Below are 24,972 nucleotides of genomic sequence, written 5' to 3'. Positions count from 1 at the left end.
GAGATGCCCGTGACGGGCGTCACCTCGGGGACCCCGCTGGACCCGCCGACCCCATGGCTGTCCGGGGGCCGGTACGGGTCCTCGCGCGGGGCCGTACGGGCCTTCGAGCGGGTCGGCCGTTACGCGCCGGGCCAGGGGCCGGGGGTCGGGGCGGACTCCTTCGGCTCCGACTCCTCCTTGAAGACCTTGAAGCCGCGCCGCAGGTAGTTGTCCATCGCGGTCGGGCCGTCCTGGCTGCACGTGTGGAGCCAGACGCGCCGCGTCGGGGGCAGCTCCGGCCAGCGCTCGGCGAGCGACCAGGCCCGCTCGATGCCCACCGTGAGCAGGTGGCCGCCGATGCGCCGGCCCCGGAAGTCCGGGAGGAGGCCGAAGTACATGATCTCCACCACGCCGTCCGGCTGCGGATCGAACTCCACGTATCCCGCCGGCGTTCCCCGGTCGTACGCCACCCACGTCTCCACGCCGGGCCGCCCCAGCTGCTCCATCCACTGCGCGCGCGTCAGCGACAGCCGGTCCGTCCAGTGGATGTCGCCGCCCACCGAGGCGTAGAGGAAGCGGCTGAACTCCGGGGAGGGGACCTCCGAGCGCACGATCCGGATCTCCGGGCCGGGGACGGCCGCCGGGACCAGATCGGACGGAGAGGTCATTTCCAGGGACCAGGTGGTCAGCGTGATGGTGCTCATGTACGCCAGGGAACCACACGCGCCGGCCGCGGTTCCCTCAGGGCTCCGTCCGTCCCCGCCGGGCCCTGACGACCGCCGGAGCCGTGGAACGGGGCAGCAGGGCGGCCGGGTCCGCGGGGCGCACCAGCTCGACCTCCACGTCCTGCGCGAAGCGGTACGGGCGGTGGGCCAGCACGCCCGCCAGGTTGCGGCGCACCCGGGACATCTCCGCGCGGACCGTCACCGTGCGGGTCGGGTCGCCGAAGAGTTCGAGGGCGAGCTCGGCGGCCGAGCGGCCCTTCGGCGACTCCGCCAGCAGGAACAACAGCTCCGCGTGGCGCGGGGTCAGCTCCTGCGACCAGCTGCCCGCGGCCCCGTAGACGGTCGCGAGGCAGGCCCCGGGGCCGGCGAGGTCCAGGACGACCCGGGTGGCGGCCGCTGCGCCGGCACGGGTCTGCGAGACGCTCAGCAGCCAGCCGCCCGGCAGCGGCTCCACCAAACAGTCGCCCAGCTGCGGCACCCACACCCGACCCGGGCCGAACGACTTGGGCAGCGGGATCCGCTCCGTCGGCGCGAGCCCGGTGACGGCCGCCGTCCAGCCGTGCGCGTCGACGGCCAGCGCCTGCCCGGGCAGCCGTGCCAGCAGCGGGGCCGCCACGGACCGCAGCCGCTCCAAGGACTCCAGGTGGCGCACCCGGAGCTCCCGCTCCGCGAGGCGGGCCACCGAGGCCACCCATGTCAGGGTCGCCGGGTGCATGGTCGCCAGCGGCCCGCTGACGTCGACCACCCCGAGCAGCTGCCCGTCCCGCGGGTCGCGCACGGGGGCTCCCGCGCAGGTCCAGTCGTGGTGGCTGGACACGAAGTGCTCCGCGGAGAAGACCTGCACCGGTCTGCGGGTCACCAGCGCGGTGCCCACGCCGTTGGTGCCGACCACGGCCTCGTCCCAGTCGGCGCCGACCGCGAAGCCGAGCCGGTCCGCCTTGCGCAGGATCGAGGTGTGGCCCTCCCGCCACAGCAGCCGGCCGTCGGAGTCGGCGACGACCATGATGTGCAGGGCCTCGTCCAGGGAGGGCAGCAGCCCCTCGCGCAGGACCGGCAGCAGTTCCCGTAGCGGCGAAGTCTGGCGCCGCTCCTCGGTCTCGGCGGCGGACAGCATCCGGGAGCGGGTGTCGCGGTCCGGGTGGACCCCGCCCGCCAGCATCCGGCGCCAGGACTCGGCGATCTCCGGCCGCGGCGCGGCCGGCGGCCGGTCCCCGGCGAGCGCGGCCGCCCGTACGCCCTTGAGCAGGCGTGCGGCGTCCCGCGCGTCCATGGCCGAGATGCGCGCCACATCGACCGCACTGCCTGTGGTGTGGGCCACCGGAACCTCCCCGTGTGGAACAGCCGTACGACGGATCCCGCCCTCCGGGTGGTCCCGTCCCGTGCGCGCCGCCCTGCGGTGCGTCCGGCACGCCCGCCGGGCGGCTCCGAGTCAAAGGTTGCAACGTCATGCAACTCTCGCCAAGTCCCGGTCGCCCGAACGAAACTGTGCGGACGCCGCCGAGCGGCGTGACAGCTCCTTCCTCGGGGCTTTCGGTCCAGGGGTGGTGCCGAGTCGGCGCGGCGCCATCCCTGGACCAGGTCAACGGGCCCGGGTCTTCGCCCGCTGTGCTTCCGGAGGGTTGGGGCCCTGCGCTAGCCGGCGATCCGGGCCCGTTCCACCACCGCTCCCAGGTCCAGGCTGTGCGGCAGCGTGCCGAAGGCCGCGCCCCAGTCACCGCCCAGGCGCGAGGCGCAGAAGGCGTCGGCCACCTCCGGCGGGGCCCAGCGGACCAGCAGGGAACCTTGCAGGACCAGGGCCATCCGCTCCACCACCCGGCGGGCGCGCGCCTCGATGCCCTCCAGGTCCGCGAGCTCGGTCAGCAGGCCCTTGATGGCCGAATCCAGCCGGTGATCGGCGCCGCGTGCCTGCCCGACTTCCTGGAGGAAGGCGTTCAGCGCCTGCGGCTCGCGCTGGAGCGCGCGCAGCACGTCGAGGGCCTGGACGTTGCCCGATCCCTCCCAGATGGAGTTCAGCGGGGACTCGCGTAGCAGCCTGGGCAGTCCCGACTCCTCGACGTAGCCGTTGCCGCCCAGGCACTCCAGTGCCTCCGCCACCATCGGCGTACAGCGCTTGGTCACCCAGTACTTCGCGACGGGCACCGCGATGCGCAGGAAGGCCCGCTCCTGGTCGGTGCCGGCGTCGTACGCGGCGGCGAGGCGCAGGGTGAGGGTGGTGGCCGCCTCGGACTCCAGGGCGAGGTCGGCGAGCACGTTGCGCATCAGCGGCTGATCGATGAGCGGCGCTCCGAAAGCGGAGCGGTGCTCCGCGTGGTGAGCGGCCTGCGTCAGCGCCGCCCGCATCAGCGAGGCCGAGCCGATCACACAGTCCAGCCGGGTCGCCGCGACCATCTCGATGATGGTCCGCACGCCCCGGCCCTCCTCGCCCACCCTGCGCGCCCACGTCCTGTCGAACTCCACCTCGCTCGAAGCGTTCGACCGGTTCCCCAGCTTGTCCTTCAGCCTCTGGATCGCGAAGACGTTGCGCGTCCCGTCCGCGAGAACCCGCGGCACAAGGAAGCACGTCAGCCCGCCCGGCGCCTGCGCCAGCACAAGGAAGCCGTCGCACATCGGCGCCGAACAGAACCACTTGTGGCCCGTCAGCAGGTACTCGCCCGACGCGTCCAGCGGCACCGCCGCCGTCGTGTTCGCCCGTACGTCGCTGCCGCCCTGCTTCTCGGTCATCCCCATGCCGAAGAGCACGCCGGCCTTCTGCCCGGCCGGCCGCAGCCCCTCCTCGTACACGTGCGAGGTCAGCCGCGGCTCCCATTCGGCGGCGAGCTCGGGATCGGTCCGCAGCGCCGGTACCGCCGCGTGCGTCATCGAGACGGGGCATCCGTGCCCCGACTCCGCCTGCGACCACACGAAGAACCCGGCCGCGCGCCGCAGGTGCCCCGACGGCCGGCCCCACGCGTCGGTGAGCCCGGAGCCCACCGCGTGCCCGAGCAGCCGGTGCCACGAAGGGTGGAACTCCACCTCGTCGATCCGGTTCCCGTAGCGGTCGTGAGTCCGCAGCTTCGGCGGGTTCTCGTTCGCCTGGGTCCCCCAGTCCTGTGCCTGGCGGGACCCGGCCGACAGCCCGAGGTCCGTGAGCTCCCGCCTTACCTCCGCGGCGAGTTCGGGCGGGGCGTCCGCGAGGTGCCGCTCGACGCCCTCGCTCAGGGCCCGGTCGCCGCCGTAGACGTCGTAGCCCACGAGGGGCGGGGCCTGGTTGGTGACTGTGTGGGTGGTGGCTGCCATGCGGATACCGTAAGGACGTGCAGCCAGCAAAAGAAACAGTCGAGCGGATTCCAGGACGGCTCCACCGGGCCCGCGTCCTCTACCGCAACGTCTCCAAGCGCAAGATGGCGTGGCTGCTGCTCAAAGACACCGTGAACTCGTGCATCGAGTACCGGATCCTCGGCCTCGCGGCCGAGGCGGCCTTCTTCACGCTGCTCTCACTGCCCCCGCTCTTCCTCGGCCTGCTGGGCCTGCTCGGCTACGTGGACGGATGGTCGGGCGGGACGACCGTCGCCAGCATCGAGGAGAACATCCTGCGGGCGGTCGGCACCGTCCTGTCGGACCGGGGCGTCAACGACATCGCCAAGCCGATGCTCGACGACGTCACCAACCGGGGCCGCCCCGACCTCATCTCCCTCGGGTTCGCCTTCGCCCTCTGGTCGGGCTCGCGCGCCGTCAACGTCTTCATCGACACCATCACCGTCATGTACGGGCTCGACGGCCACCGCGGCATCGTCAAGACCCGGCTGCTCGCCTTCCTCCTCTACGTCATCGCCCTGCTGATCGGCGCCATCGTGCTGCCGCTGATGGTGGTCGGCCCGGACGCGGTCGTGCGGCTGGTGCCGTGGAGCACGGAGGTGATCGAGGTCCTGTACTGGCCCGTCGTCACCCTGCTCTCCATCGTCTTCCTGACGACGCTCTACCACGTGTCCGTCCCGGTCCGCTCGCCCTGGATCGAGGACGTGCCGGGCGCGCTGGTGGCGCTCGCCATGTGGGTGTTCGGCTCGTTCCTGCTGCGGATCTACCTCACCAACACCGTGGAGGGCCCGACGATCTACGGATCGCTCGCGGCCCCCGTCGCGGTCCTGCTGTGGATCGGCATCTCGGCCTTCGCGGTACTCGTCGGCGCGGCCGTCAACGCCGCCATCGACCGCGTCTGGCCCTCGGTGGCCACGGCGGCGGCGCGCGAGGCGAACGAGCGGGTCCGCGAGGCGGAGGCCGCCCAGCTCGTGGCGAGGGCGGCCGCCTGGCGGGCGCTGGCGGAGGGGGAGTCGGAGGACGACGATGGCGACGACATGCCCTCGGAGTTCCCCGAGCGCTGGTCGAAGTTCCTCCCGCCGGAGGACTACCACTCGCGCCTGCGCAAGCACTGACCACCGGCCGCGGCCGGGTCGCCGCAGTCGCCGGTTGGCGGGATCCGGCCGGTCAGGCGGGATCGGCCGGGGCGGCCGCCGCGAAGAGGGAGACCCCGGAGCCGTCCGGGTCCAGGACCACGGCGTAGCGCTGCCCCCAGAAGGCGTCCCACGGCTCCAGGTGGCCCTTGTGTCCGGCGCCCGTCAGCTCCGCGTACAGCGAGTCCACCTCGGCGGGGGAGTCGCACAGGAACGCGAGCCCCACCCGGCCGTCGCCCGCGGGCCGCTTCCACTCCGGGTCGAAGGAGCGGATGACCTCCTCGGTGTCCCAGCCGATCCGCAACCCGCCCGGCAGGACGGCCTCGACGTGCGGCTGGGACTCGGCCCCGGCGGGGACGTCGAGGCCGAGACGACGGTAGAAGGCGAGCGAGGCGGCCATGTCGGAGACGACGATGCCGATCATGTCGAGTCGGGGAGTCATGGCGTCAGCCTAGGGCTGTCCCGTATCCCCGGTGGATCGGCGCACGGCGTCAGATGCGGTGCATCTCCCCCAGCTACCGCTGGGAGGTGCCCCCGGGGCGGGGGGGCGTCCTCATGCTCGGCGCATCCGGTCGATTCGACAACGCTGCGAGGTGCCGTAGTTGTCGTCGTGCGCCCGCCGGGGATCGTGGGACAGCCCTTGGGGCTGTGACCGTGCGAGAAGGCGCGCCACGGCGGTCCGGTCGCGAACGACCGGACATCTGTCACCCTGCGTCCTCCTCCGGCGGCAGGTGCCGGTAGACCGTGGCCCGGGAGACGCCGAGGGCGGCGGCGATCGCGGTCGCCCCGCTGCCCGCCGCGTGCATCCGGCGGGCGGCCTCGACCATGGCCGGGCTCATCGCGGCGGGCCGCCCGCGCCGGCCTCCGGGAACGGGCCGCCCGGCCGGCCGGCCGGCCGGGGCGGGCCCGTCCAGCAGCCGCCGTACGCCGTCCAGGACGGCCGCGCGCAGATCGGGGACCGGGGCGTCCGCGAAGAGCGCCACCGGGTCGCAGAGCATCGCGATGGCCTGGGCGGCGCGCACCCGCTCCGCGAACCCCGGATCCGCGCCCGCGACGAGCGCGTTCGCCCGGAGCATGGCGTCGCGCAGGCGGGCGAAGGCCGGGCCGGGAGTGGCCGGGGCCATGTCCTGGAGGTTCAGGCGGAGCAGGTGGCGGTGTTCGAGCCAGACGTCGAGGACCCCCTCGATCGCGGCCCACCGTGCCCGGTCGGACCGGTCGGACCGGTCGGACCGCTCGGAGCCGCCCGGTCCGGACGCGTCCGGACCGGCGGCCGCCGCGGCGCGGGCCAGGGCCGCCGCCAGGTCGAGGAGCATCGGCTCGACCAGGGCGCCGAGGATGTCGGCCTTGCCGGGGAAGTGGTAGAGCACCGCCGGCTTGGTCACGCCGACCCGTTCGGAGATCTCCCGCAGCGAGGTCTCGTGGAAGCCGTGGACCGCGAACAGTTCCATGGACACCCGCAGGATCCGCTTCCTGGTGTCGGAAGGCGACTCGGTGATCGACTCGTCACGCGACGCGACGGAGACGCTCCGCGTCTCGTAAAGCGTCTCAGAATCTACGGTTCCGCGGTTCTCCATGCAGAACAGCTTAGTGGGCTCCGCGACTTGGAGTCGGATCCCCACGATCGCGCCTGACCGGCGGTAAGTCCGGTTCTTCTTCGGTGATTCCCTCCGGACGCTTCGTCAGGGGGCGTACGCCGACGCCGCCGACCGCAGGCAAGACCGGCCGTCCCGTGGCCCGCAAAAAGAACTGGCGCGCGCCCGAGAGGGCTTGTTACGGTGGGGCCGTTCCCGCCGATCGGCGCGGACCGCTCGTCAGCACGTATGCCGACCCGGAGGTGAGTTCATTGATGACTGTCATGGCGCAGGGCGCTGCCCGCACTCAGAAGACCATCAATGTCACTTCTGTGGTCTCCGGCTGACCTCACACTCCTCTCGCGTTCTGTAGCAGCGCGCACCGCCGGGGCCACCCTGTGAAGGGTTTCCCTTGTCTTTCTCTTCTTTCCCGCAGGCCTCGCTCTCGCACGCCCTCAGCCCCTACGGTTGGGACGACGCCTGGGCGGCCGAGTTCACGCCGTACGCCGAGCAGGGCCTCGTGCCCGGCCGGGTGGTACGGGTCGACCGCGGCCAGTGCGACGTCATGACGGCGGACGGCACCGTCCGCGCCGACACCGCCTTCGTCACCCCGCACGACCCGCTCCGGGTCATCTGCACCGGCGACTGGGCGGTACTGGAAGCACACGGCAATCCGCGCTACGTGAAGACGTACCTGCCGCGCCGGACCGCCTTCGTGCGGTCGACCTCCTCCCAGCGGTCCGAGGGGCAGATCCTCGCCGCGAACGTCGACCACGCGATCATCGCGGTGTCACTGGCCGTGGAACTGGACCTCGGCCGCGTCGAGCGGTTCCTCGCGCTCGCCTGGGAATCGGGGGCGCAGCCGCTCGTCGTCCTGACCAAGGCGGACCTGGTCCCGGACCCGGTCACCCTCGGACACCTCGTCGAGGACGTCGAGACGACGGCGCCCGGCGTCCAGGTCCTCACCGTGTCCTCGATGACCGGGGAGGGCACGGACGTGCTCGCCGCGGTCGTCGGGGGCGGTACGAGCGTGCTCCTCGGGATCTCCGGCGCGGGCAAGTCCACGCTGGCCAACGCGCTGCTCGGTGAGGACGTGATGGAGGTCCAGGAGACCCGCGACGCCGATGGCAAGGGCCGCCACACGACCACGACGCGCAACCTCCTCGCACTGCCGGGCGGCGGCGTCCTGATCGACACCCCCGGGCTGCGGGGCGTCGGTCTCTTCGACGCGGAGGCCGGCGTCGGGCAGGTCTTCTCGGAGATCGAGGAGTACGCCCGCGCGTGCCGCTTCCACGACTGCGCGCACGAGGCCGAGCCGGGGTGCGCGGTGACCGCGGCGGTGGCCGGCGGCGAGCTGCCCGAGCGGCGGCTGGAGAGCTACCGCAAGCTGCTCCGGGAGAACCAGCGGATCGTCGCCAAGACGGACGCCAGGCTCCGCTCGGAGCTCAGGCGGGACTGGCGGCTCCGCTCGGCGGAGGGCCGCGCGAACTACGCGGCCAAGCGCACCGGCCGGGCCTGACGAACACACGCCCGCGGCCTCCCCGGCACCGACCGGGGAAGCCGCGGGCGTGCCGCCGTGCGGCGGCTGATCCTCAGGTGTCGAGGCCCCAGGTGAGGACCCGGGTCGGGTGGATGCGGATCACTTCCGGGCCGAAGTGGGGGCCCAGGGAGTGCGGGCCGGTCTCCAAGGTGGCGCGGCCGCGGATCTCCATGCCCCGGACCTTCCACGGGCGGGTGCTCACCAGGTCGTCCACGACCAGGGACAGCCGGGGGTTCCCGGCGAGGTTGCGCCACTTCTTCGTCGTGCCCATCGCCCGCCCGCCCACCAGGACCGTCCCGTCGTCCTGCGGGAAGAACCCCACCGGGTTCGCCTGCGGCTGCCCGGCCGCGTCGACGGTCGCCAGCCGCCCCAGGTGCTGCGAGCGAAGGTATGCCAGTTCAGGCTCGCTGAAACCCTTGAAGTCCGTCATGCGGGAGACGATCCCAGCCCGCGCCGCCCGGCGCATCGGGCCGTGGACCTACGCCGAACGGCCCGGCAGGACGGCCGGGACGGCTACGCCCACAGCAGCGTGCCCACCCACGCGCCCACCACCAGCGGGCACGCGAACAGTTCCACCAGCACGCTCGTCCCCACCGCCCGCATCACCGCACGGACCGAAGCCCACGCCTCGCCGTGGGTGCCCAGCCGGCGCCGCTCGCAGAGGTAGATCCCGCCCATGAAGCCCGGGACCGTCCCGATCACCGGCAGCAGCACGAAGCCCAGTACCGCTCCCGTGCCCGCGGAGACGACCATCCTCCGGGTTACGCCCACGCCCCGGAGCCGCCGAGGGGGCAGCAGCCACTTCACCACCTGAACCACCAGCAGCAGCGCGGTCGCCCCCACGAGCAGCCCCCACGCCACCGTCGAGCGCTCGTGCAGCGCCCACCACAGCAGCCCGGCCCAGACCAGCAGGGTCCCCGGCGCGCCGGGGACCAGTACGGCGACCACCCCGAGCAGCAGCACCATCCCCACGAGGAGGACCTGGGGCAGCTGAGGCAGATCCATCTGCTCAGCGTGCCTGACCTGGGGCTACCGGGCCACCCAGCCCCGTTCGTAGGCGATCCAGCCCAACTGGAGCCGGGTCGTGACCCCGGACAGTTCCATCAGGCCCTTGACCCGTCGCTGCACCGTCCGCAGACCCAGCTCCAGATGCTTCGCCACGCTGGCGTCCGTCATGCCCGCAAGGAGGAGCGAAAGGATCTCGAGATCCGTGGCGTCCGGGCCGCCGTCCCCCTCCTCCGGAGCGCCGGAGGAGCCCAGCCGCAGGGGCAGCGACTCCCGCCAGACCGCCTCGAAGAGGCCCATCAGCGATTCCAGCAGACCCGACGCGTGCACCACCAGCGCGGCCGGTTCGGCGCCGCGCGCCGTCAGCGGCACCATGGCCAGCGCCCGGTCCGCGATGACCAGTTTGGTCGGAACCTGTCCCGTCACCCGGATGTGCTCACCGCGCGCCAGCGCCGTCGTCGCCTCCCGGATCCCGCTCGGCAGGGCCAGTACCTCCCGCTCGATGACCACCCGGTAGGCGACGCCCCGTACCGAGGCCCGCTCCTCCGCCTCGTTGTCCGTCCCCGTCACCACCTGCGGCCGGCCGCCGACCAGCGCGCACACCTCTTCCACCGCGCCCAGCTGGAGCTGGTGGAAGCGGTGGGCCACCGCGCTCGCGCCCGTCACCACCTCCACCAGGTCGTGCACGGCCGGCTCGGAGGCCTCCGCCCGGTACTCCTCGGCCAGCAGCGCCGCCGCCAGCTCCGCCTGCTCCAGCTCGTGACGCTGCTGGGTGAGCAGCGCGCCGAGCGCCACCCCGGGCGGGGCCGCCACCCACCGGCCCGGCCGGGCGGAGGACTGGGCCGCCAGCCCCTGGCGCTCCAAGTGGCGCAGGGCCCGCTCGGTCTGCGGCACCGGCAGCGTCAGCCGGTGCGCGAGGTCGGGTATCTCCGCCGCCCCCAGCGCGACCAGCGCGCGGTACGCCGACTCCTGTCCCTCGTCGAGGCCTATCGCACCCAGCATCCGGTCCACCCAACCCTCTCCACGGCGTCCCTGGCGGGAAGCGGCCACGGCGCAAACCCGCCGCCGACATCATCGCCGCACCCCCCGCCTCTCTGCCAAGGTGACGCCACCGCAGCACCAACATCCGCCGGTCAGAAGCCATTTACGCGGCGATTCGCCGCGCAATGCAGCACTTGGCCGGAATTCACCTGGGGAGAGCGATGCGTCCGATATCGCGTACCGCACTGGGAGCGGCCATCGCGGCCGTCCTGGCCGTCAGCGCCGTGGGCCCGTCCACGGCACAGCCGAGCGACGGAGCGTCGGGGACGGCGAAGAGACCCCTCACCGGCAGCGGCGCGGTGGCGCGGCAGCCCACCGCGCCCGTCACGGTGACCCTCGTCACCGGCGACCGCGTCCTGGTCTCCACCGATGCCGCGGGGCGCAGCGCCGCCACCGCGATGCCCCGCGCGGACGGCTCGCAGCCGCTCGTGCAGACCCGCCAGTCGGGCAAGGACCTGTACGTCTACCCCGAGGGCGCGGTCGCCGCGCTCGCCGCGGGCAAGGTCGACGAGGAACTCTTCAACGTCACCGGCCTGATCCGGCAGGGCTACGACGACGCGCACGCCGGGAAGCTCCCGCTCATCGCGGTCTACGAGGGCGCGGCGGGCCTGGCGCGCAGCGCCCCGCCGGTCCCGCGCGGCGCCGAGCGCTCACTCGTCCTCGAATCCATCGGAGGCGTCGCGCTCGCCGCCGACAAAAAGAAGGCCGCCGACTTCTGGTCGGACGTCACCGGGGCGGCGACCAGCGGCGGCGCGCGGTCCGCGGCCTCCCCTCCGCTGAAGAAGCTGTGGCTGGACGGCAAGGTCCAGGCGAACCTGGAGCGTTCCACCCGGCAGGTGAACGCGACGGCCGCGTGGGCCGCCGGCCTCGACGGTACGGGCACCAAGGTCGCCGTCCTCGACACCGGCACCGACCTGGAACACCCCGACCTCAAGGGCCGGGTCGCCGAAGCGAAGAACTTCACCGACTCGGACACGGCCGAGGACCGCCAGGGCCACGGCACCCACACCATCTCCACCGTCGGCGGCTCCGGCGCCGAGAGCGGCGGAGCGAAGAAGGGCGTCGCCCCCGGCGCCCGGCTGCTCAGCGGCAAGGTCCTCAACGACTCCGGCTACGGCCTGGACTCGTGGATCATCGCGGGCATGCAGTGGGCCGTCGACAGCAAGGCCGACGTGGTCTCCATGAGCCTGGGCGACCCCTCCCAGCTGTCCTGCGACGACCCGATGGCCGCCGCCACCGAGGCGCTGGCCAAGAGCGGCAACACCCTCTTCGTCATCGCCGCCGGCAACTCCGGCCCCGGCAACAACACCGTCTCGTCGCCCGGTTGCGCGCCCAGCGTGCTGACCGTCGGCGCCGTCGACCGCGACGACACGACCGCCCCCTTCTCCAGCCGCGGCCCGGCCGGCCTGCAGCACACCCTCAAGCCCGAGATCGCCGCCCCCGGCGTCGGGATCTCCGCCGCGAGCATGGGCGGCCGCGGGGTCTACGCCTACCAGTCCATGTCCGGCACCTCGATGGCCACCCCGCACGTCGCGGGCGCCGCCGCCATCGTCAAGCAGCGCCACCCCGACTGGACCCCGCAGCAGATCAAGGCCGCACTGGTCGGATCCGCCGCCACCGCGATCCCCGGCGACGTACGGGAGACCGGCGGCGGCCGGCTCGACGTCAAGGCGGCCGTCAACACCACGGTGATCGGCGCCTCCTCGCTCCAGGGCGGCGCGTACAACTGGCCGCAGGACCGCGGCGACCGCACCAGCGTCGAGGTCCCGTACACCAACCTGGGCGCCGAGCCCGTCACGCTGAACCTCTCCGTCGAGAAGGTCACCGGCAACGACGGCTCCGCCGTCCGCGGCCAGGTCGCCCGCCTGGAGAAGCGCACCGTGACCGTCCCGGCCGGCGCCACCGTCAAGGTGCCGCTCGCCCTGGACCCCTCCGCGAAGCTGGAGCGCTCGCAGTACGGGGACGTCGCCGGCCGCGTCGTCGCCACCGCCGACGGCGTGCGCGTCTCGACCCCCTTCTCGCTCTACGTGGAGCCCGAGACGGTCACCCTGCGCGTCAAGCTCGTCGACCGCGCGGGCAAGCCGGCCGCCGGCCCGTCCTCCCTGGACGTCATCGGCACCGACGACGCCTCCGGTGAGCGCCGCTTCAACGACGGCTCCACCGACCAGGTCTACCGGGTCCGCCCGGGCGCGTACTTCCTCTCGGCCTTCGTCGCCACCCCCGACGCCGGCGAGAACGCGACGATGACCGACTCGCTCACCTACCTCGGCCGTCCGCAGACGGAGGTCAAGAAGGACACGGTGATCGTGCTGGACGCCCGCAAGGCGGCCAGGCTGAGCATCGGAACGGACAAGCCCACCGAGGCGCGCGCCACCACCCTCGCCTTCGCCCGCACCTGGGACGACGCCTGGCTGCACGCGGGCACCGCCATGGGCGGGCGCACCATCCGCGGTTACTACGCCTCCGTCGAGGGCAAGGCGAAGGACGGCGCGTACGAGTTCGGCAGCTACTGGCGGGCGGCCGCGCCGCTGCTCTCCGAACTGAAGGCGGACGGCGGCCCGGTGCTGCACCCGCTCACGGCCTCCACGGGCAGCGACAACCTCGACGGCACCGGCAGCGCGCCGCTCGTCAATGCGGGCACGGGTACGGCCGAGGAGCTCGCCGCCGTCGCCGCCAAGGACGCGATCGTGCTGGTCAAGACGGAGGACGCCGCGCTGTACGAGATCGCGGGCAACGCGAAGGCGGCCGGCGCCAAGGCCGTACTCGCCTACCGCGAGGCGCCCGGCCGCTGGCAGGGCTCCACCGGCTACGCGGGCGGTTCGCTCCCGGCGATGTCCATCGAGGCGGCCGAGGGCCGGGCCCTGCTGGCCAAGCTCGCCGAGGCCCCCCAGGGCAAGGTCACGCTGAGCTGGAAGGCCAACGCGAAGAGCCCGTACGTCTACAACCTCGCCCAGATCGAGAAGGGGCAGGTCCACGGCGACCGCACCTACCGGGTGCGCGACCGCGACCTCGCCACCGTCGAGGCGGCCTACCAGTCGATGGGCGTCGCGGCCGACTTCATCGACATCACCGGGGCCTACCGGCCGCTCGGCAACGCCGTCTACTTCGGCAGCCTCGACACCGTCGCGGTGCCGGGCAGGCGCACGGAGTTCTACTCCGCGGGGGACTCGGCCTGGGAGCACCTGGTCTCCAGCAGCTTCCCGTGGGGCGAGTTCATGACCGACCAGCACCGCACGTACGAGGCCGGCTCCAAGCGCGCCGAGAACTGGTACGACGGGGTCGTCGGCCCGGTGGCGCCGCGCGACACCGAGGGCAGGGAACTGCTGGCCGCCGAGCGGCAGGGCAACCTGATCGGCTTCGCCTCCGCGATGTGGGGCGACACCGGGCACTACGCCCAGCAGGGCGGCTTCGGTGACCTCGGCAACGTCTCGCTCAAGCGCGACGGCGAATCGCTGGGCGACAGCGGCTACCCGTCCGGGGTCTTCGAGGTCCCGGCCGGGGAGGCCACGTACGAACTGACCCAGCAGCTCGAGAAGGTCGGCCAGCCCGCCCGGACCTGGCAGCGCTCACAGGCGGTCCTCACCTCCTGGACCTTCCGCTCGAAGCTGGACACCGCGCAGTACTCGCAGCCCCTGCCGATCCTCTTCCCGAGGATCTCGGCTCCGCTGGACGGGATGAAGACGCTGGCCGCGACCGACGGTCAGAAGATCGCCCTCGGGGCCGGCGGGCACGCGGGCTACACGCCCGGCGCGCTCAAGGCGGCCAAGCTGTCGTACTCGTACGACGGCGAGAACTGGACCGAGGCGAAGGTGAGCGCGAGCGGCGGGCAGTGGGCCGCGACCGTCGACCACGCCGGGGCCGCCGGCAAGCAGGTCACGCTCAAGGTCGAACTGACCGACACGAACGGCGCCACCGTCACCCAGACGGTCGCGCGGGCGTACGACATTCGCTGAGCCGTCCGACGAATACGAGGGGGGTCCATCGGACGGCGGTCCGATGGACCCCCCTTTTCGTGCGTTCGCCGTATTCCGGCCGCTCCGGAGCCCGACAATGGGGGCCATGAGTCAGCAGGGCGCGGACGACTGGTGGCAGAAGCTCTACTACGAGGACCCCGACGCGGGCCCGGACCCAGACCCCCGGGACACGTTGGACCACCGCTTCCGTTCGGCGGCCGTCCTGGTGGCCAGACCGGCGGTACCGGCCCCACGGCCGCCGGAGCCGGGCCCCGGGCCTTCGCCGCAGGACGGCCCCGGTCCCGCGCCCGCGCCGCGGGCCGCCTACACCGACTCGCTGCTGCCGCCCCCTCGGGACCCCCGGGCGGGCGGGCAGACCTGGTACGCGCTGGGTGACGTCGCCGTTCCGCCCGCGCTGCCCGCCGAGGACGAGGACCCGGAGCAACCGCCGGTCTCCGGGTGGGGCCTACGAGACGACGGGCCCGTCGCCGCCCCGACCGCGGAGCAGGCCCCGGAGCGGGCCCCGGCCGGGGCGGGGACCGGTGCGGGCCCCGGGCCCGGCTTCGACCCCGGGTCCCACCCCGGCGCCGGATCCGGCTGGGACTCCGGCTGGGACTCCGGCCCGGACTCCGCGGCCGGCTCCGAGCCGGGGGCCGGGGCCGCTACCGGATCCGCCCCGGGCCCCCTGGAGGGTCCGGCGACGAGCTTGGTGAAGGGTCCTGCGGCGGACCCGGCGGCGGGACCCCTTCCGCCGCGGCCGGAGGTCACGCATCTGGGGGACCGGCCCCCCACCTACTGCGCCGAACCCGTCGCGCTGCCCGCCGCCGATCCGGGCGGCCTCGACGCGCTGATCCCCGACACCGTGCTGGAGGGAGCCCAGTACGGCGGCTACACCCTGCGCGCCGCCTCCCTGCGCGGGGACTCCGCCCGGTTCCGCGGCGAGGCCCGGCGGGACTTCCTGCTCACCGCCCGCTTCGGCAGCGGCCCCGACGCCCTGGTCCTGGTCGTGCTCGCCGGCGGGGACCGGGCCGCGTCCGGTGCCGCCGAGGCCGCCGCCGAGGTGTGCCGGTCCGTGGCGGGGGCCGTCGGGCGGAGCCAGGAGCGGCTGGCCGAGGACATTCGCGCCGGGCGCCGCGAGGCACTGCGCTCGGGTCTCCAGCGGCTCACCGACCGGGGCTACGGGCGGCTGCGTGCCCGCGCCGCCGAGCTGGGGCTCCAGGAGGACGCGTACACGGCGGGGCTGCGCGCCCTGCTGCTGCCCGTCGATCCGCAGTGCCGGACCCGGGTCTGCTTCGGCGCGGGCTCCGGCGGGCTGTTCCGGCTCCGCGCGGGGCAGTGGCGGGACCTGGAGGAGGTCCCGCCGGCGGATGCCGGCGGGTTCCGCTTCCGCGCGTCCGTGGCCCGGCCGGGGGACACGCTGCTCCTGTGCTCCGGCGGCTTCGCGGACCCGATGCGGGAGGAGGAGCCCCTGTCGGCGGAACTCGCCGGCCGCTGGTCGCAGACGGACCCGCCGGGCCTCGCGGCCTTCCTCGCGGACACCCAGCTCCGCCTCAAGGGGTACGCCGACGACCGGACGGCCGCCGCGGTCTGGGAGGCGTGAGCGGGCGAACCGTGCGTGGATGGGAGGCGCACGCGGCAGAGCCGAACCGGAAAGGGCGCCCCCTCCATGGCCAAGCAGAACGTGGCGGAGCAGTTCGTCGACATCCTCGTACGCGCGGGCGTGCGGCGGATGTACGGAGTCGTCGGCGACAGCCTCAACCCCGTCGTTGACGCGATCCGCCGAACGGGCGGCATCGAGTGGATCCAGGTCCGCCACGAGGAGACCGCCGCCTTCGCGGCCGGCGCCGAGGCCCAGATCACCGGCCGGCTCGCCGCCTGCGCGGGCTCCTGCGGTCCCGGCAACCTCCACCTCATCAACGGCCTCTACGACGCCCACCGATCGATGGCACCGGTCCTCGCGCTGGCCTCGCACATCCCCTCCGGTGAGATCGGCCTCGGGTACTTCCAGGAGACCCACCCCGACCGGCTGTTCACCGAATGCAGCCACTACAGCGAGCTGATCTCCAACCCGAACCAGATGCCCCGGGTCCTGCAGAGCGCCATCCAGCACGCCATCGGCCGCAGCGGGGTCGGGGTGATCTCCCTGCCGGGCGACATCGCCTCCCTGCCCGCTCCGGACAAGAGCATCGAGCACGCGCTCGTCACCGCGCGGCCGACCGTACGGCCCGGCGACGGGGAGATCGAGAAGCTGGTCCGGCTGATCGACGAGGCCGACAAGGTCACGCTGTTCTGCGGCAGCGGCACCGCCGGGGCGCACGCCGAGGTGATGGAGTTCGCCGGCCGCGTCAAGGCCCCCGTCGGTCACGCCCTGCGCGGCAAGGAATGGATCCAGTACGACAACCCCTACGACGTCGGCATGAGCGGGCTGCTCGGCTACGGCTCGGCCTACGAGGCCACCCACGAATGCGATCTGCTGATCCTGCTCGGCACCGACTTCCCGTACAACGCCTTCCTCCCCGACGACGTGAAGATCGTGCAGGTGGACATCAGGCCCGAGCACCTCGGGCGCCGTTCCAAGCTGGACCTCGCGATCTGGGGCGACGTGCGGGAGACCCTGCGGGCGCTGAACAGCCGGGTGAGGGCCAAGACGGACCGCCGGTTCCTGGACCGGATGCTGAAGAAGCACGCGGACGCGCTGGAGGGGGTGGTGAAGGCGTACACGCGCAAGGTGGAGAAGCACACGCCCATCCATCCCGAGTACGTGGCCGCCGTGCTCGACGAACTCGCCGACGAGGACGCCGTCTTCACCGTCGACACGGGCATGTGCAACGTGTGGGCGGCGCGCTATCTTTCCCCGAACGGCAAGCGCCGCATCATCGGTTCCTTCAGTCACGGCTCCATGGCCAACGCCCTTCCGCAGGCCATCGGGGCGCAGTTCACCGATCGCGGACGTCAAGTGGTGTCGATGTCGGGCGACGGTGGTTTCTCCATGCTGATGGGAGATTTCCTCACCCTGGTGCAGTACGACCTCCCCGTCAAAGTGGTTCTCTTCAACAACTCATCGCTCGGAATGGTCGAGTTGGAGATGCTCGTTTCCGGCCTGCCTTCGTACGGAACGACGAACAAGAATCCCGACTTCGCGGCGGTCGCCCGCGCGGCGGGCGCGTACGGGGTCCGGGTGGAGAAGCCCAAGCAGCTCACAGCGGCTTTGAAGGATGCTTTCAAGCACAAGGGACCCGCCCTGGTGGACGTGGTGACCGACCCCAACGCGCTGTCGATCCCGCCGCGCATCAGGGCGGAAATGGTGACCGGATTTGCGCTGTCCGCCAGCAAGATCGTGCTGGACGGAGGGGTCGGCCGGATGATCCAGATGGCGCGATCCAACCTGCGCAACGTGCCCCGCCCCTGAGCCCGGATGCGTGCGGATTCCCCCGGCGGGCATGCATCCCGTAGGCCTGTTCGAGAGGCGGGCCGATTCGGGGTCGAGTGCATTCGGGAGGTACATCGCCGTGCGGGTGGGGGCGAAGACCGGAAAGCTGTGGAAGAGGGGGCGGCCGGTACCGCGTGAACCGTCCGTCGAGGACGGGGGAGCGGTGGACGCGCTGGGGATCACCCGTAGCGTGCGGCGGGCCGATCTCAAGGCGGTCGCAGAAGTCCGCCGGGCGTTACGGGAGTTGATGCGCCACCGGTGCAGGGCGGATGCGGCCGACGTGGCCGAGCTGCTGATCACCGAACTCGTGACCAACGCCCTCGTCCATACCGACCAGGGTGCCGAGGTCTCCGCGACGATCGCCGCGGACCGGCTGCGGGTGGAGGTCCGGGACTACGCGGCCCGCCGGCCCCGGCCGTACGTACCGTCCGCCGACGACGGTACGCACGGCAGGGGGCTGGTGCTGGTCCAGGCCCTGGCCGACGCCTGGGGCGTGGACGCGTTGGCACGGGGCAGCGGCAAGGTGGTGTGGTTCGAGCTCGAAGGGGCGAACGAGGCGGGGCCCGCCTGACGGAGAGGTCGGGCGGGTCCCGCACACGAGCCGGTCAGCCGAACTGCTGTTCCAGATCCTTCAGTTTCCGCTCGAGCGAGTCGAGCCGCGGAAGAGTCTGGGTGTCGTCCTCGGCGGTGAGGTCCACCGTCCGGGGGCCGCCGGCCGTGTCAGCGGATTCCGTTGCGCTCACGGCCTGGAGGGAGGGCCTTCGTCGTAGGGGCAGCTGTCCCGTTTCCGCTATGGCCGGCTCCGCGCCGACCGGCGCGGAGCCCGCTCCGGGGGCCAGCCCCGGCACGTCGACCTGGCGGGCGCGGGCCACGCGCCCGAACGCCCGGTTCTGCCGGCCGAGCGCCTTGATGTGCGCGCGGTCCAGGCGGTGTTGCTCCCGCCTGCGGTGCCGGTCCTGCTCCTTCTCCTTCTTGTCCTCGCGCACCTCGTCCACGGCCTCGTCGAGCGTGCGCACCCCTTCCAGCAGCATCAGCGACCACGCGCCGAAGGTCTCCCGGGGGGCCCGCAGCCAGCGCACCATCCGGATCTGCGGCAACGGCCGCGGGATCAGGCCCTGTTCGCGCAGTGCGGCCCGGCGGGTCTGCTTCAGGGCGCGGTCGAAGAGCACGGCCGCCGAGAGCGACATGCCGGAGAAGAACTGCGGGGCCCCGTCGTGACCGATACCGCGCGGGGCGTGCACCCAGTTGAACCAGGCGGCCGCGCCCGCGAACAGCCAGACCAGCATGCGCGAGCCGAGGGCCGCGTCGCCGTGGCTGGCCTCGCGGACGGCGAGCACCGAGCAGAACATGGCGGCGCCGTCGAGCCCGAAGGGGACCAGGTACTCCCAGCCCCCGGAGAGGTTGAGGTTTTGCCGGCCGAAGCCGACCAGCCCGTGGAAGGAGAGCGCGGCGGCCACCGCCGCGCAGCAGAAGAGCAGGACGTAGGAGGCGGTCCCGTAGACGGCTTCCTTGCGCCGCCGCCGCTCCTCGCTGCGCTCCCAGCTGTCCTCGGCCGCCGCGGCCTTCTCGCCTTCGCGCTTGCCCCGGGCCAGTACCGCCACTGCCGCAAGTACGCCCAGGATCAGCAGGCTGCCGGGCAGCAGCCAGTCCAGCGATATGTCGGTCAGTCTCATGCGGATGTCCCTTGACTCGCGTATGCGTCTGTTCGGCTTGTGGGCCGGTGCGGCTTTCCGGGCGCCATAGTGGCGCAGGCGGTGAGCCGTACACGCGGGTTTCGGGGCAAGAGGACGCCATCGGGGGGCGGAGCCCGCCGGATAGGGCGTTGCGGCTCGAACTCACGCTCGTACGCAGTGGTTTGAGTTCGATTCCGGGTCAGTCGGACGGGTGGGTTCAGCGGGTACCGGCCCGCACGGTCCGAAGGCGGCGCCGGGTCAGCCCGACGTCAGCCGTGCCACGCGGTCCGCGTCGCAGGTGCGGGGGCAGGTGGCGCAGGTGTCCTCGGGACGGACCGTGTAGAAGAAGCAGCAGCTCACCCGGTCGCGGGTGGGCAGTTGCCGGCCGCCCGGGCCTTCGAGCGTGCGGAAGCCCGCGCCGCCCGTGTACGGGAGCGTCGCGCCGGGGAGCAGCAGCTCCAGCTCGCGCAGGGCCCGCCGCTCCTCGGCCTCGCCGAGCAGCCGGCCGACGTACCAGAGGCCCTCGACGGCCTCGTCGGTCGCCATGCCCCACAGTGCGCGCCGCCCGCGCCGCATGCGCGGGCCGAAGCCGCCCAGGACCGGTTCGAGGTGCCGGGCCACCGCGACGCGTACCTCCTGGCGCAGTGCCTCCTCGTCGGGTACGACGCGGGCCCCGGGGAGTGCGGCGGCCGGGTCGTCCGGCAGGCAGGCGAAGGAGCCGGTGCGCACGGCCATGCGGCCCTCGGTCCGGTGGAAGGACACGGATTCCGGGGGCAGCAGGGGCACGCGCCGGTCGAGGAACCAGGGCGTGGTGATCAGCAGGCAGGCGGGCCAGGCGTACCGGTGGAACCCGAACCCCGCGACCACGTCGGTCCGGGCCTGGCGGCCGTGGTCCCGCAGGACCTGGGCGTCGTCCCAGGCCAGGAACGCGTCCAGTGCCCCGCCGCCCGCGGCGAGCTCGTCGGCGCCGACCCACCCCGCACCGCGGGGGGAGGGTTCGTGCGGGGCGAGCTCGGTGACGCGCAGACCGTCGTAGGCCCGGCCCAGCCGTGCGTAGGCCGACGCCATGGGAGAGCCGGCCGGGGCGTTGGCGTCTACGGGACTGACGGCCATGACGGTCATGGGGGCCACCGAATCACACGATCGTTAACAGGTAAGGCTTACCTTAGCTGAACTCCGGCGGCTTCGGGATACCCTCTCGTCAGGTCTTGACCCGTAGGAGGACCGAGTGCGTGATACGGCCCGAGCCCGGGTTCCGGCGCAGCAGACGGTGAAGGTGTCCCGCCATTCGGTGCGCGGGCAGATCCTCGACGCCCTGCGCGCCGCGCTCCTCGAGGGCGAGTTGGCGCCCGGGGAGATCTACTCCGGACCGGCCCTCGGCGAGCGGTTCGGGGTCTCCGCGACGCCCGTGCGAGAGGCGATGGCCCAGCTGGCGCTGGAGGGAGCGGTGGAATGCCTGCCGAACCGCGGCTTCCGGGTCCTGGCCCGTACGCCGCGGGAGCTGGCCGACCTGGCCGAGGTCCGGGCCCTGCTCGAAGTCCCCGTGATGCTGCGCCTCGCCCGCTCGGTGGCCCCCGAGGTCTGGGCCGCGCTGCGCCCGGCGGCGGCCGCGACGGCGCACGCCGCGGTCTCGGGCGATCTGGCGGGCTACGCGGACGCGGACCGGGCGTTCCACCGCGCGGTGCTGGCCCTGGCGGGCAACGGCCAGTTGCTCCTGGTGGCGGACGACCTCCACCGGCGCTCCCAGTGGCCCCTGCCGGGAGCCGCGCGGGCGCGCCGCGCGGACCTCGTCGCGGACGCGGCGGAGCATCTGTCGTTGCTGGACGCGCTGGCGGCCGGTGACCTGACGGTGGTGGAGTCCTTGGTACGGGAGCACTTCGCGGGAGCCTGACGAACGCCGGCGGGGCTGGAGGATCCAGCCCCGCCGGCGTTCGACGGCGTCGAAGGGGCTCAGGCCGCCGGGGCCGGGTGGAGTTGGTCCGCCAGCCAGGTGGGGATGCCACCCAGGAGGTGGAACAGCCGGCGTGCCTCCGCGCGCAGCCTGGCGGCCTCCGGTTCCGGTTCGGCTTCGGCCAGGGCGGCCAGCGCCGGGGCCGTGCCCACCAGGAAGCCCAGGTCCTCGCGGATCCGGAGGGATTCCGCGAAGCCCTTGCGGGCCTCGGCGACTTCCCCGTCCCGCAGGGACAGCGCGGCGAGGTGCCGCCACGTGAAGGACAGCAGGAGCGTGTCGCCGTGTGCCAGTGCCCCCGCGTGGGCCCGCTGGTACGCGGGCAGCGCCGACTGCGGGGCGTCCGCCAGGTGTTCGGCGACCAGGCCCCGCCGGAAGTCCAGCAGCGGGCGGGTCCGGGAACCCGGCGTCAGCAGCGCCGCCGCCCGGCCGAGCGCGGAGCGGGCCTCGTCGGCCCGGTCCCGTACGCCCAGCACGGTCGCCGCGTACGCCAGGTGGCCCCGCTCGCACGCGGCGGCGCCCCGGTCGCCGTCGTCCTGGGACACGGCCTCCGCCACGCGCAGCGCGTCCTCGGCCTCGGCCCAGCCCTGCCCGGTGAACAGGCAGCGCTCGACCAGGAGCGCGGTCCGCTGTACGGCGGCTCCGGCGTCGTACAGGTGCGGCGTCAGCAGGGCCGCCGCGTCGGTCCAACAGCCGCGCGAGCGCAGCCGCCATATCGCCCGCTGGAGGGGGTCGTCTCCCCCGGTAGTTCCGGCACCGGACATGGCGGTATCCGCCACATTGCCCTCCCCAAAGCAACCAAGCAGCACGTCGTTGAGCCCTGGGGCGAAATGAGAGCACGGATCGGCGGGTTCGGCCAAGGGGTCGGGTGAACTCTTTCACAAAGTCCGGACGGATCATCAGCCGGCACCGCTGCGGCTCCACCCCGCCCCCGCCCGGCCCCGACCGGCTCTCGGGGCCGGTCAGGAAGCGGATCTTCTCAGCTCATCCGCAGTGCCAGGAAGAAGTCGAGCTTGTCCTCCAGCCGGGAAAGATCCCGTCCCGTCAACTGCTCGATCCGCCCGACGCGGTACCTCAGCGTGTTGACGTGCAGGTGCAGCCGGGTCGCGCAGCGGGTCCACGAGCCGTCGCAGTCGAGGAAGGCCTCCAGCGTGGGAATGAGTTCCGCCCGGTGGCGGCGGTCGTAGTCGCGCAGCGGGTCCAGCAGCCGGGCCGTGAAGGCGCGGCGCACGTCGTCCGGGACGAACGGCAGCAGCAGGACGTGGGACGCCAGCTCGTGGTGGCCGGCCGCGCAGACCCGGCCGGGGCGCGCCGCCGCGACGCGGCGGGCGTGCCGGGCCTCCTCCAGCGCTCCGCGCAGCCCCTCGGCGGAGTGGACGGCGGCGCTGACGCCCAGCGTGAGCCGCCCGTCGTCGGCGAGTCCGGCCGCCAGGGGCTCGCGTACGGCCGTGAGCAGCGTCTCGGCGTGCAGGGCGGCGTCGGGCCCCTTCTCCTCCCCGGGCTCCCCGGCCGGCGCCGGCAGCGGTACGAGGGCGATCGCCTCGTCCCCGGCGTGCGCGACGGCGATCCGGTCCGCGGGCTCCGGCCCGGAGAGGGACGGGTCCACGAGGATCTCCTCGAGCAGCGACTGGGCGACGGGCCCGCCGGCGATGTCGCCGCCCTCCCAGTCCACCCGCGCCACGACGACCTGCCAGTGCGGGGCGGCCCCCAGCCCCGGCAGGAGCACCGGCGCGGCCACCCGCAGGCGGGCGGCGATCTCGGCGGGCGGCGCGCCCGTCTGGACCAGCTCCAGGATCTCCTGGGCGAGGCGGCGGCGCACGGTGCGGGCCGCGTCGCGGCGGTCCCGCTCCACGGCGATCAGCTGGGTGACGCCCTGGAGCAGGTCGAGGCGCTCGGCCGGCCAGTCGCCCGCGTCGGCCTCGACGGCCAGCAGCCAGTCGGAGAGCACGCTCTCGCGCACGTCACGGGCTCCCGGGCCGCCCGGACCCCGCCCGGCTCCCCTGATCGGGAAGAGGGAGTAGGTCATACCCTGGAGGGAGATCCGGTGCGGGCCCCTGCGGCCCGTCCGGACCGCCGCGAGGTGTTCGCTCGCCAGTGCCGCGCAGACGCCCGGCGCCAGCGGCTCCCCGGCTCCGGCGATCTGCCGGCCCGTGGGCGAGAGCACCCAGGCCCGGAGATCGAGGTCGGTGGTGAGCAGATCGAGCACCACATCGGGGCCTCCTCCGGCCGGACCCGAGGTCATGAGGCGGCGGTGGCGGTCCACGACGGCGGCGAGGTCGCCGGCGCGCTCGCCGGAGACCTGCCGGACCACATACTCGGTGATCGTGGCGAATGCAACGTCTTCGTTCACGGCGAACAACGGCAGCCGGTTGCGCAGACACGCCGTGACGAGGTCGTCGGGAATGTCGCCCAGCTCCGCCTCGCCGGCCGCGAGCCCCGCCACGCCGGCGCTCGCGAGGATTCGTACGAATGGCTCGGAGTCGGCTGAATTTCGTCTCCAGGCCAGGCCAGTGAGGACGAGTTCGCCTCCGGAGAGGTATCGGCTGGGATCACGCAGGTCGGTCGTCATGACCCCGCGGACCGTCCGGTCGAGTTCTTCCTCGCCGCCGAGCAGCCGCAGCCCCAGCGCCTCGGTTTCCAGCAGTGCGCGCAGCCGCATGATGTCGCCGCCGATCTGTCTCGAATGTTGCCGTTGGAAATCGGGCAGGTCGTCGCATCCTGCCTTTCATACGAATCTACAAGACGAGGGAGGCCGCCAGCCAACTCCTTCATGGTTTCGGTGACTGCACCCGGGGGACGGGCGGCCGGTGTACTGAGTCCACACCGCGTTAACAGCACGTGAACGACCAGTCGAGGGTCCTTAGGCCTCCTGGCTTGAAGTGAACGACCCGATGAAGAAGAAGAGAGCCGTACATGGACTTCCTTCGCCCCGCCAGCTGGGAGGAGGCGCTCGCCGCTAAGGCCGAGTTCCCCACAGCTGTGCCGATTGCGGGTGGCACCGATGTGATGGTCGAGATCAACTTCGACCACCGTCGGCCGGAGTACCTCCTGGACCTGAACCGCATCGGCCTGCTGCGGGAGTGGGAGGTCGGCGAGGACGTGGTTCGTCTGGGCGCCTCCGTCCCGTACACGCAGATCATGGAGAACCTCCGCACGGAGCTCCCGGGGCTCGCGCTCGCCTCGCACACGGTCGCGTCCCCGCAGATCCGCAACCGCGGCGGCGTCGGCGGCAACCTCGGTTGCGCCTCGCCGGCCGGTGACTCCCACCCCGCGCTGCTCGCGGCGGGTGCCGAGGTCGAGGTGGAGTCCGTACGCGGCTCCCGCCTGATCCCGATCGACGCCTTCTACACGGGCGTCAAGCGCAACGCGCTGGCCGCCGACGAGCTCATCAAGACCGTCCACGTCAAGAAGGCGGACGGCCCCCAGCAGTACTCCAAGGTCGGCTCCCGCAACGCGATGGTCATCGCCGTCTGCGCTTTCGGCCTCGCCCTGCACCCCGAGACCCGCACGGTCCGTACCGGCATCGGTTCGGCCGCGCCGACCCCGATCCGGGCGAAGGCGGCCGAGGAGTTCTTGAACGCCGCGCTCGAAGAGGGCGGTTTCTGGGAGTCCGGCAAGGTCGTCACCCCGTCGATCGCCAAGCAGTTCGGTGACCTCGCCTCCGGTGCGGCCAATCCGAT

General features: G+C 73.1%; 20 protein-coding genes. 8 read left to right on the top strand and 12 right to left on the bottom strand.

All coding sequences use genetic code 11. The features are described from left to right. Nucleotides 1-119 precede the first annotated feature (119 nt). The 3 genes from ACFWBY_RS16585 to ACFWBY_RS16575 all read right to left on the bottom strand — a co-directional run bounded on the left by ACFWBY_RS16585 (nucleotide 120) and on the right by ACFWBY_RS16575 (nucleotide 3,980). Nucleotides 120-683 (bottom strand): GNAT family N-acetyltransferase, encoded by a 564-nt coding sequence (locus ACFWBY_RS16585; protein WP_385332208.1) that lies wholly within the window; start codon nucleotides 681-683, stop codon nucleotides 120-122. 37 nt (nucleotides 684-720) lie between these two features. Further along, a complete protein-coding gene (locus tag ACFWBY_RS16580; RefSeq protein ID WP_385332457.1) occupies nucleotides 721-1,974 on the bottom strand; it encodes a GAF domain-containing protein in 1,254 nt (417 codons plus the stop codon). A gap of 362 nt (nucleotides 1,975-2,336) precedes the next feature. Further along, nucleotides 2,337-3,980, bottom strand: a complete 1,644-nt coding sequence (locus tag ACFWBY_RS16575; protein ID WP_385332206.1) for an acyl-CoA dehydrogenase family protein — start codon at nucleotides 3,978-3,980, stop codon at nucleotides 2,337-2,339. A gap of 17 nt (nucleotides 3,981-3,997) precedes the next feature. Here ACFWBY_RS16575 and ACFWBY_RS16570 point away from each other — a divergent pair, with 17 nt between their 5' ends. Next, complete coding sequence (locus ACFWBY_RS16570) at nucleotides 3,998-5,113, top strand: YihY/virulence factor BrkB family protein (RefSeq protein WP_385332204.1); 1,116 nt, start codon at nucleotides 3,998-4,000, stop codon at nucleotides 5,111-5,113. A 52-nt stretch (nucleotides 5,114-5,165) separates the two neighbouring features. Here the strand turns inward: ACFWBY_RS16570 and ACFWBY_RS16565 are convergent, their stop codons facing one another. Next, nucleotides 5,166-5,573: a VOC family protein gene (locus ACFWBY_RS16565; RefSeq protein WP_385332201.1), complete on the bottom strand. Its 408-nt coding sequence runs from the start codon at nucleotides 5,571-5,573 to the stop codon at nucleotides 5,166-5,168. Nucleotides 5,574-5,835: 262 nt separating this feature from the next. Beyond that, nucleotides 5,836-6,705 carry a TetR family transcriptional regulator gene (locus tag ACFWBY_RS16560; RefSeq protein WP_385332199.1) on the bottom strand — a complete coding sequence of 290 codons (870 nt, stop codon included), beginning with the start codon at nucleotides 6,703-6,705 and terminating at the stop codon, nucleotides 5,836-5,838. A gap of 409 nt (nucleotides 6,706-7,114) precedes the next feature. Here ACFWBY_RS16560 and rsgA point away from each other — a divergent pair, with 409 nt between their 5' ends. Next, on the top strand, nucleotides 7,115-8,221 hold the full coding sequence (gene rsgA / locus ACFWBY_RS16555) for a ribosome small subunit-dependent GTPase A (protein ID WP_385332197.1): 1,107 nt from the start codon (nucleotides 7,115-7,117) through the stop codon (nucleotides 8,219-8,221). A gap of 73 nt (nucleotides 8,222-8,294) precedes the next feature. Here the strand turns inward: rsgA and ACFWBY_RS16550 are convergent, their stop codons facing one another. From ACFWBY_RS16550 to ACFWBY_RS16540, 3 genes are all read right to left on the bottom strand, one after another. Further along, nucleotides 8,295-8,672, bottom strand: coding sequence for a PPOX class F420-dependent oxidoreductase (locus ACFWBY_RS16550; protein ID WP_385332194.1), 378 nt, complete (start codon nucleotides 8,670-8,672; stop codon nucleotides 8,295-8,297). Between the two features lie 83 nt (nucleotides 8,673-8,755). Next, nucleotides 8,756-9,247, bottom strand: a complete 492-nt coding sequence (locus ACFWBY_RS16545; protein WP_385332192.1) for a DUF456 domain-containing protein — start codon at nucleotides 9,245-9,247, stop codon at nucleotides 8,756-8,758. Nucleotides 9,248-9,271: 24 nt separating this feature from the next. Beyond that, nucleotides 9,272-10,249 carry a helix-turn-helix domain-containing protein gene (locus tag ACFWBY_RS16540; protein WP_385332454.1) on the bottom strand — a complete coding sequence of 326 codons (978 nt, stop codon included), beginning with the start codon at nucleotides 10,247-10,249 and terminating at the stop codon, nucleotides 9,272-9,274. 200 nt (nucleotides 10,250-10,449) lie between these two features. Between ACFWBY_RS16540 and ACFWBY_RS16535 the strand changes: the two genes are divergently transcribed. The 4 genes from ACFWBY_RS16535 to ACFWBY_RS16520 all read left to right on the top strand — a co-directional run bounded on the left by ACFWBY_RS16535 (nucleotide 10,450) and on the right by ACFWBY_RS16520 (nucleotide 18,242). After that, nucleotides 10,450-14,241 (top strand): S8 family serine peptidase, encoded by a 3,792-nt coding sequence (locus ACFWBY_RS16535; protein ID WP_385332190.1) that lies wholly within the window; start codon nucleotides 10,450-10,452, stop codon nucleotides 14,239-14,241. A gap of 106 nt (nucleotides 14,242-14,347) precedes the next feature. Beyond that, a complete protein-coding gene (locus ACFWBY_RS16530; RefSeq protein ID WP_385332188.1) occupies nucleotides 14,348-15,841 on the top strand; it encodes a protein phosphatase 2C domain-containing protein in 1,494 nt (497 codons plus the stop codon). Nucleotides 15,842-15,907: 66 nt separating this feature from the next. Continuing rightward, on the top strand, nucleotides 15,908-17,650 hold the full coding sequence (locus ACFWBY_RS16525) for a pyruvate dehydrogenase (RefSeq protein ID WP_385332185.1): 1,743 nt from the start codon (nucleotides 15,908-15,910) through the stop codon (nucleotides 17,648-17,650). 184 nt (nucleotides 17,651-17,834) lie between these two features. Then, on the top strand, nucleotides 17,835-18,242 hold the full coding sequence (locus ACFWBY_RS16520) for an ATP-binding protein (RefSeq protein ID WP_385332451.1): 408 nt from the start codon (nucleotides 17,835-17,837) through the stop codon (nucleotides 18,240-18,242). Between the two features lie 34 nt (nucleotides 18,243-18,276). Here ACFWBY_RS16520 and ACFWBY_RS16515 read toward each other — a convergent pair whose 3' ends face one another. Continuing rightward, entirely contained in the window at nucleotides 18,277-19,344 is a 1,068-nt protein-coding gene (locus ACFWBY_RS16515; RefSeq protein WP_385332182.1) for a DUF2637 domain-containing protein, read from the bottom strand. A gap of 258 nt (nucleotides 19,345-19,602) precedes the next feature. Continuing rightward, nucleotides 19,603-20,457, bottom strand: coding sequence for a (2Fe-2S)-binding protein (locus ACFWBY_RS16510; protein WP_385332448.1), 855 nt, complete (start codon nucleotides 20,455-20,457; stop codon nucleotides 19,603-19,605). 115 nt (nucleotides 20,458-20,572) lie between these two features. Between ACFWBY_RS16510 and ACFWBY_RS16505 the strand changes: the two genes are divergently transcribed. Further along, nucleotides 20,573-21,235: a GntR family transcriptional regulator gene (locus tag ACFWBY_RS16505; RefSeq protein WP_385332180.1), complete on the top strand. Its 663-nt coding sequence runs from the start codon at nucleotides 20,573-20,575 to the stop codon at nucleotides 21,233-21,235. A gap of 59 nt (nucleotides 21,236-21,294) precedes the next feature. On the opposite strand, the gene ACFWBY_RS16500 is transcribed toward ACFWBY_RS16505, so the two are convergent. After that, a complete protein-coding gene (locus ACFWBY_RS16500; RefSeq protein WP_385409669.1) occupies nucleotides 21,295-22,071 on the bottom strand; it encodes a hypothetical protein in 777 nt (258 codons plus the stop codon). A gap of 200 nt (nucleotides 22,072-22,271) precedes the next feature. Then, nucleotides 22,272-23,951, bottom strand: a complete 1,680-nt coding sequence (locus ACFWBY_RS16495) for a PucR family transcriptional regulator (protein ID WP_385345162.1) — start codon at nucleotides 23,949-23,951, stop codon at nucleotides 22,272-22,274. A gap of 254 nt (nucleotides 23,952-24,205) precedes the next feature. Between ACFWBY_RS16495 and ACFWBY_RS16490 the strand changes: the two genes are divergently transcribed. Beyond that, on the top strand, nucleotides 24,206-24,972 hold a 767-nt coding region (locus ACFWBY_RS16490), incomplete at its 3' end, for an FAD binding domain-containing protein (protein ID WP_385345165.1).

Origin of the sequence: Streptomyces sp. NPDC060049, from assembly GCF_042736715.1 — a bacterium.
Taxonomy (GTDB): Bacteria; Actinomycetota; Actinomycetes; order Streptomycetales; family Streptomycetaceae; genus Streptomyces.
The sequence above is the reverse complement of the archived record's forward strand: the minus strand, read 5'-3'. Positions and strand labels throughout refer to the sequence as shown.

What these genes read in the sequence shown, in the direction of transcription:
- ACFWBY_RS16585 (WP_385332208.1), bottom strand. Translation starts at nt 683, where the DNA reads ATGAGCACCATCACGCTGACCACCTGGTCCCTGGAAATGACCTCTCCG.
- ACFWBY_RS16580 (WP_385332457.1), bottom strand. Translation starts at nt 1,974, where the DNA reads ATGGACGCGCGGGACGCCGCACGCCTGCTCAAGGGCGTACGGGCGGCC.
- ACFWBY_RS16575 (WP_385332206.1), bottom strand. Translation starts at nt 3,980, where the DNA reads ATGGCAGCCACCACCCACACAGTCACCAACCAGGCCCCGCCCCTCGTG.
- ACFWBY_RS16565 (WP_385332201.1), bottom strand. Translation starts at nt 5,573, where the DNA reads ATGACTCCCCGACTCGACATGATCGGCATCGTCGTCTCCGACATGGCC.
- ACFWBY_RS16560 (WP_385332199.1), bottom strand. Translation starts at nt 6,705, where the DNA reads ATGGAGAACCGCGGAACCGTAGATTCTGAGACGCTTTACGAGACGCGG.
- ACFWBY_RS16550 (WP_385332194.1), bottom strand. Translation starts at nt 8,672, where the DNA reads ATGACGGACTTCAAGGGTTTCAGCGAGCCTGAACTGGCATACCTTCGC.
- ACFWBY_RS16545 (WP_385332192.1), bottom strand. Translation starts at nt 9,247, where the DNA reads ATGGATCTGCCTCAGCTGCCCCAGGTCCTCCTCGTGGGGATGGTGCTG.
- ACFWBY_RS16540 (WP_385332454.1), bottom strand. Translation starts at nt 10,249, where the DNA reads ATGCTGGGTGCGATAGGCCTCGACGAGGGACAGGAGTCGGCGTACCGC.
- ACFWBY_RS16535 (WP_385332190.1), top strand. Translation starts at nt 10,450, where the DNA reads ATGCGTCCGATATCGCGTACCGCACTGGGAGCGGCCATCGCGGCCGTC.
- ACFWBY_RS16530 (WP_385332188.1), top strand. Translation starts at nt 14,348, where the DNA reads ATGAGTCAGCAGGGCGCGGACGACTGGTGGCAGAAGCTCTACTACGAG.
- ACFWBY_RS16525 (WP_385332185.1), top strand. Translation starts at nt 15,908, where the DNA reads ATGGCCAAGCAGAACGTGGCGGAGCAGTTCGTCGACATCCTCGTACGC.
- ACFWBY_RS16515 (WP_385332182.1), bottom strand. Translation starts at nt 19,344, where the DNA reads ATGAGACTGACCGACATATCGCTGGACTGGCTGCTGCCCGGCAGCCTG.
- ACFWBY_RS16510 (WP_385332448.1), bottom strand. Translation starts at nt 20,457, where the DNA reads ATGGCCGTCAGTCCCGTAGACGCCAACGCCCCGGCCGGCTCTCCCATG.
- ACFWBY_RS16495 (WP_385345162.1), bottom strand. Translation starts at nt 23,951, where the DNA reads ATGCGGCTGCGCGCACTGCTGGAAACCGAGGCGCTGGGGCTGCGGCTG.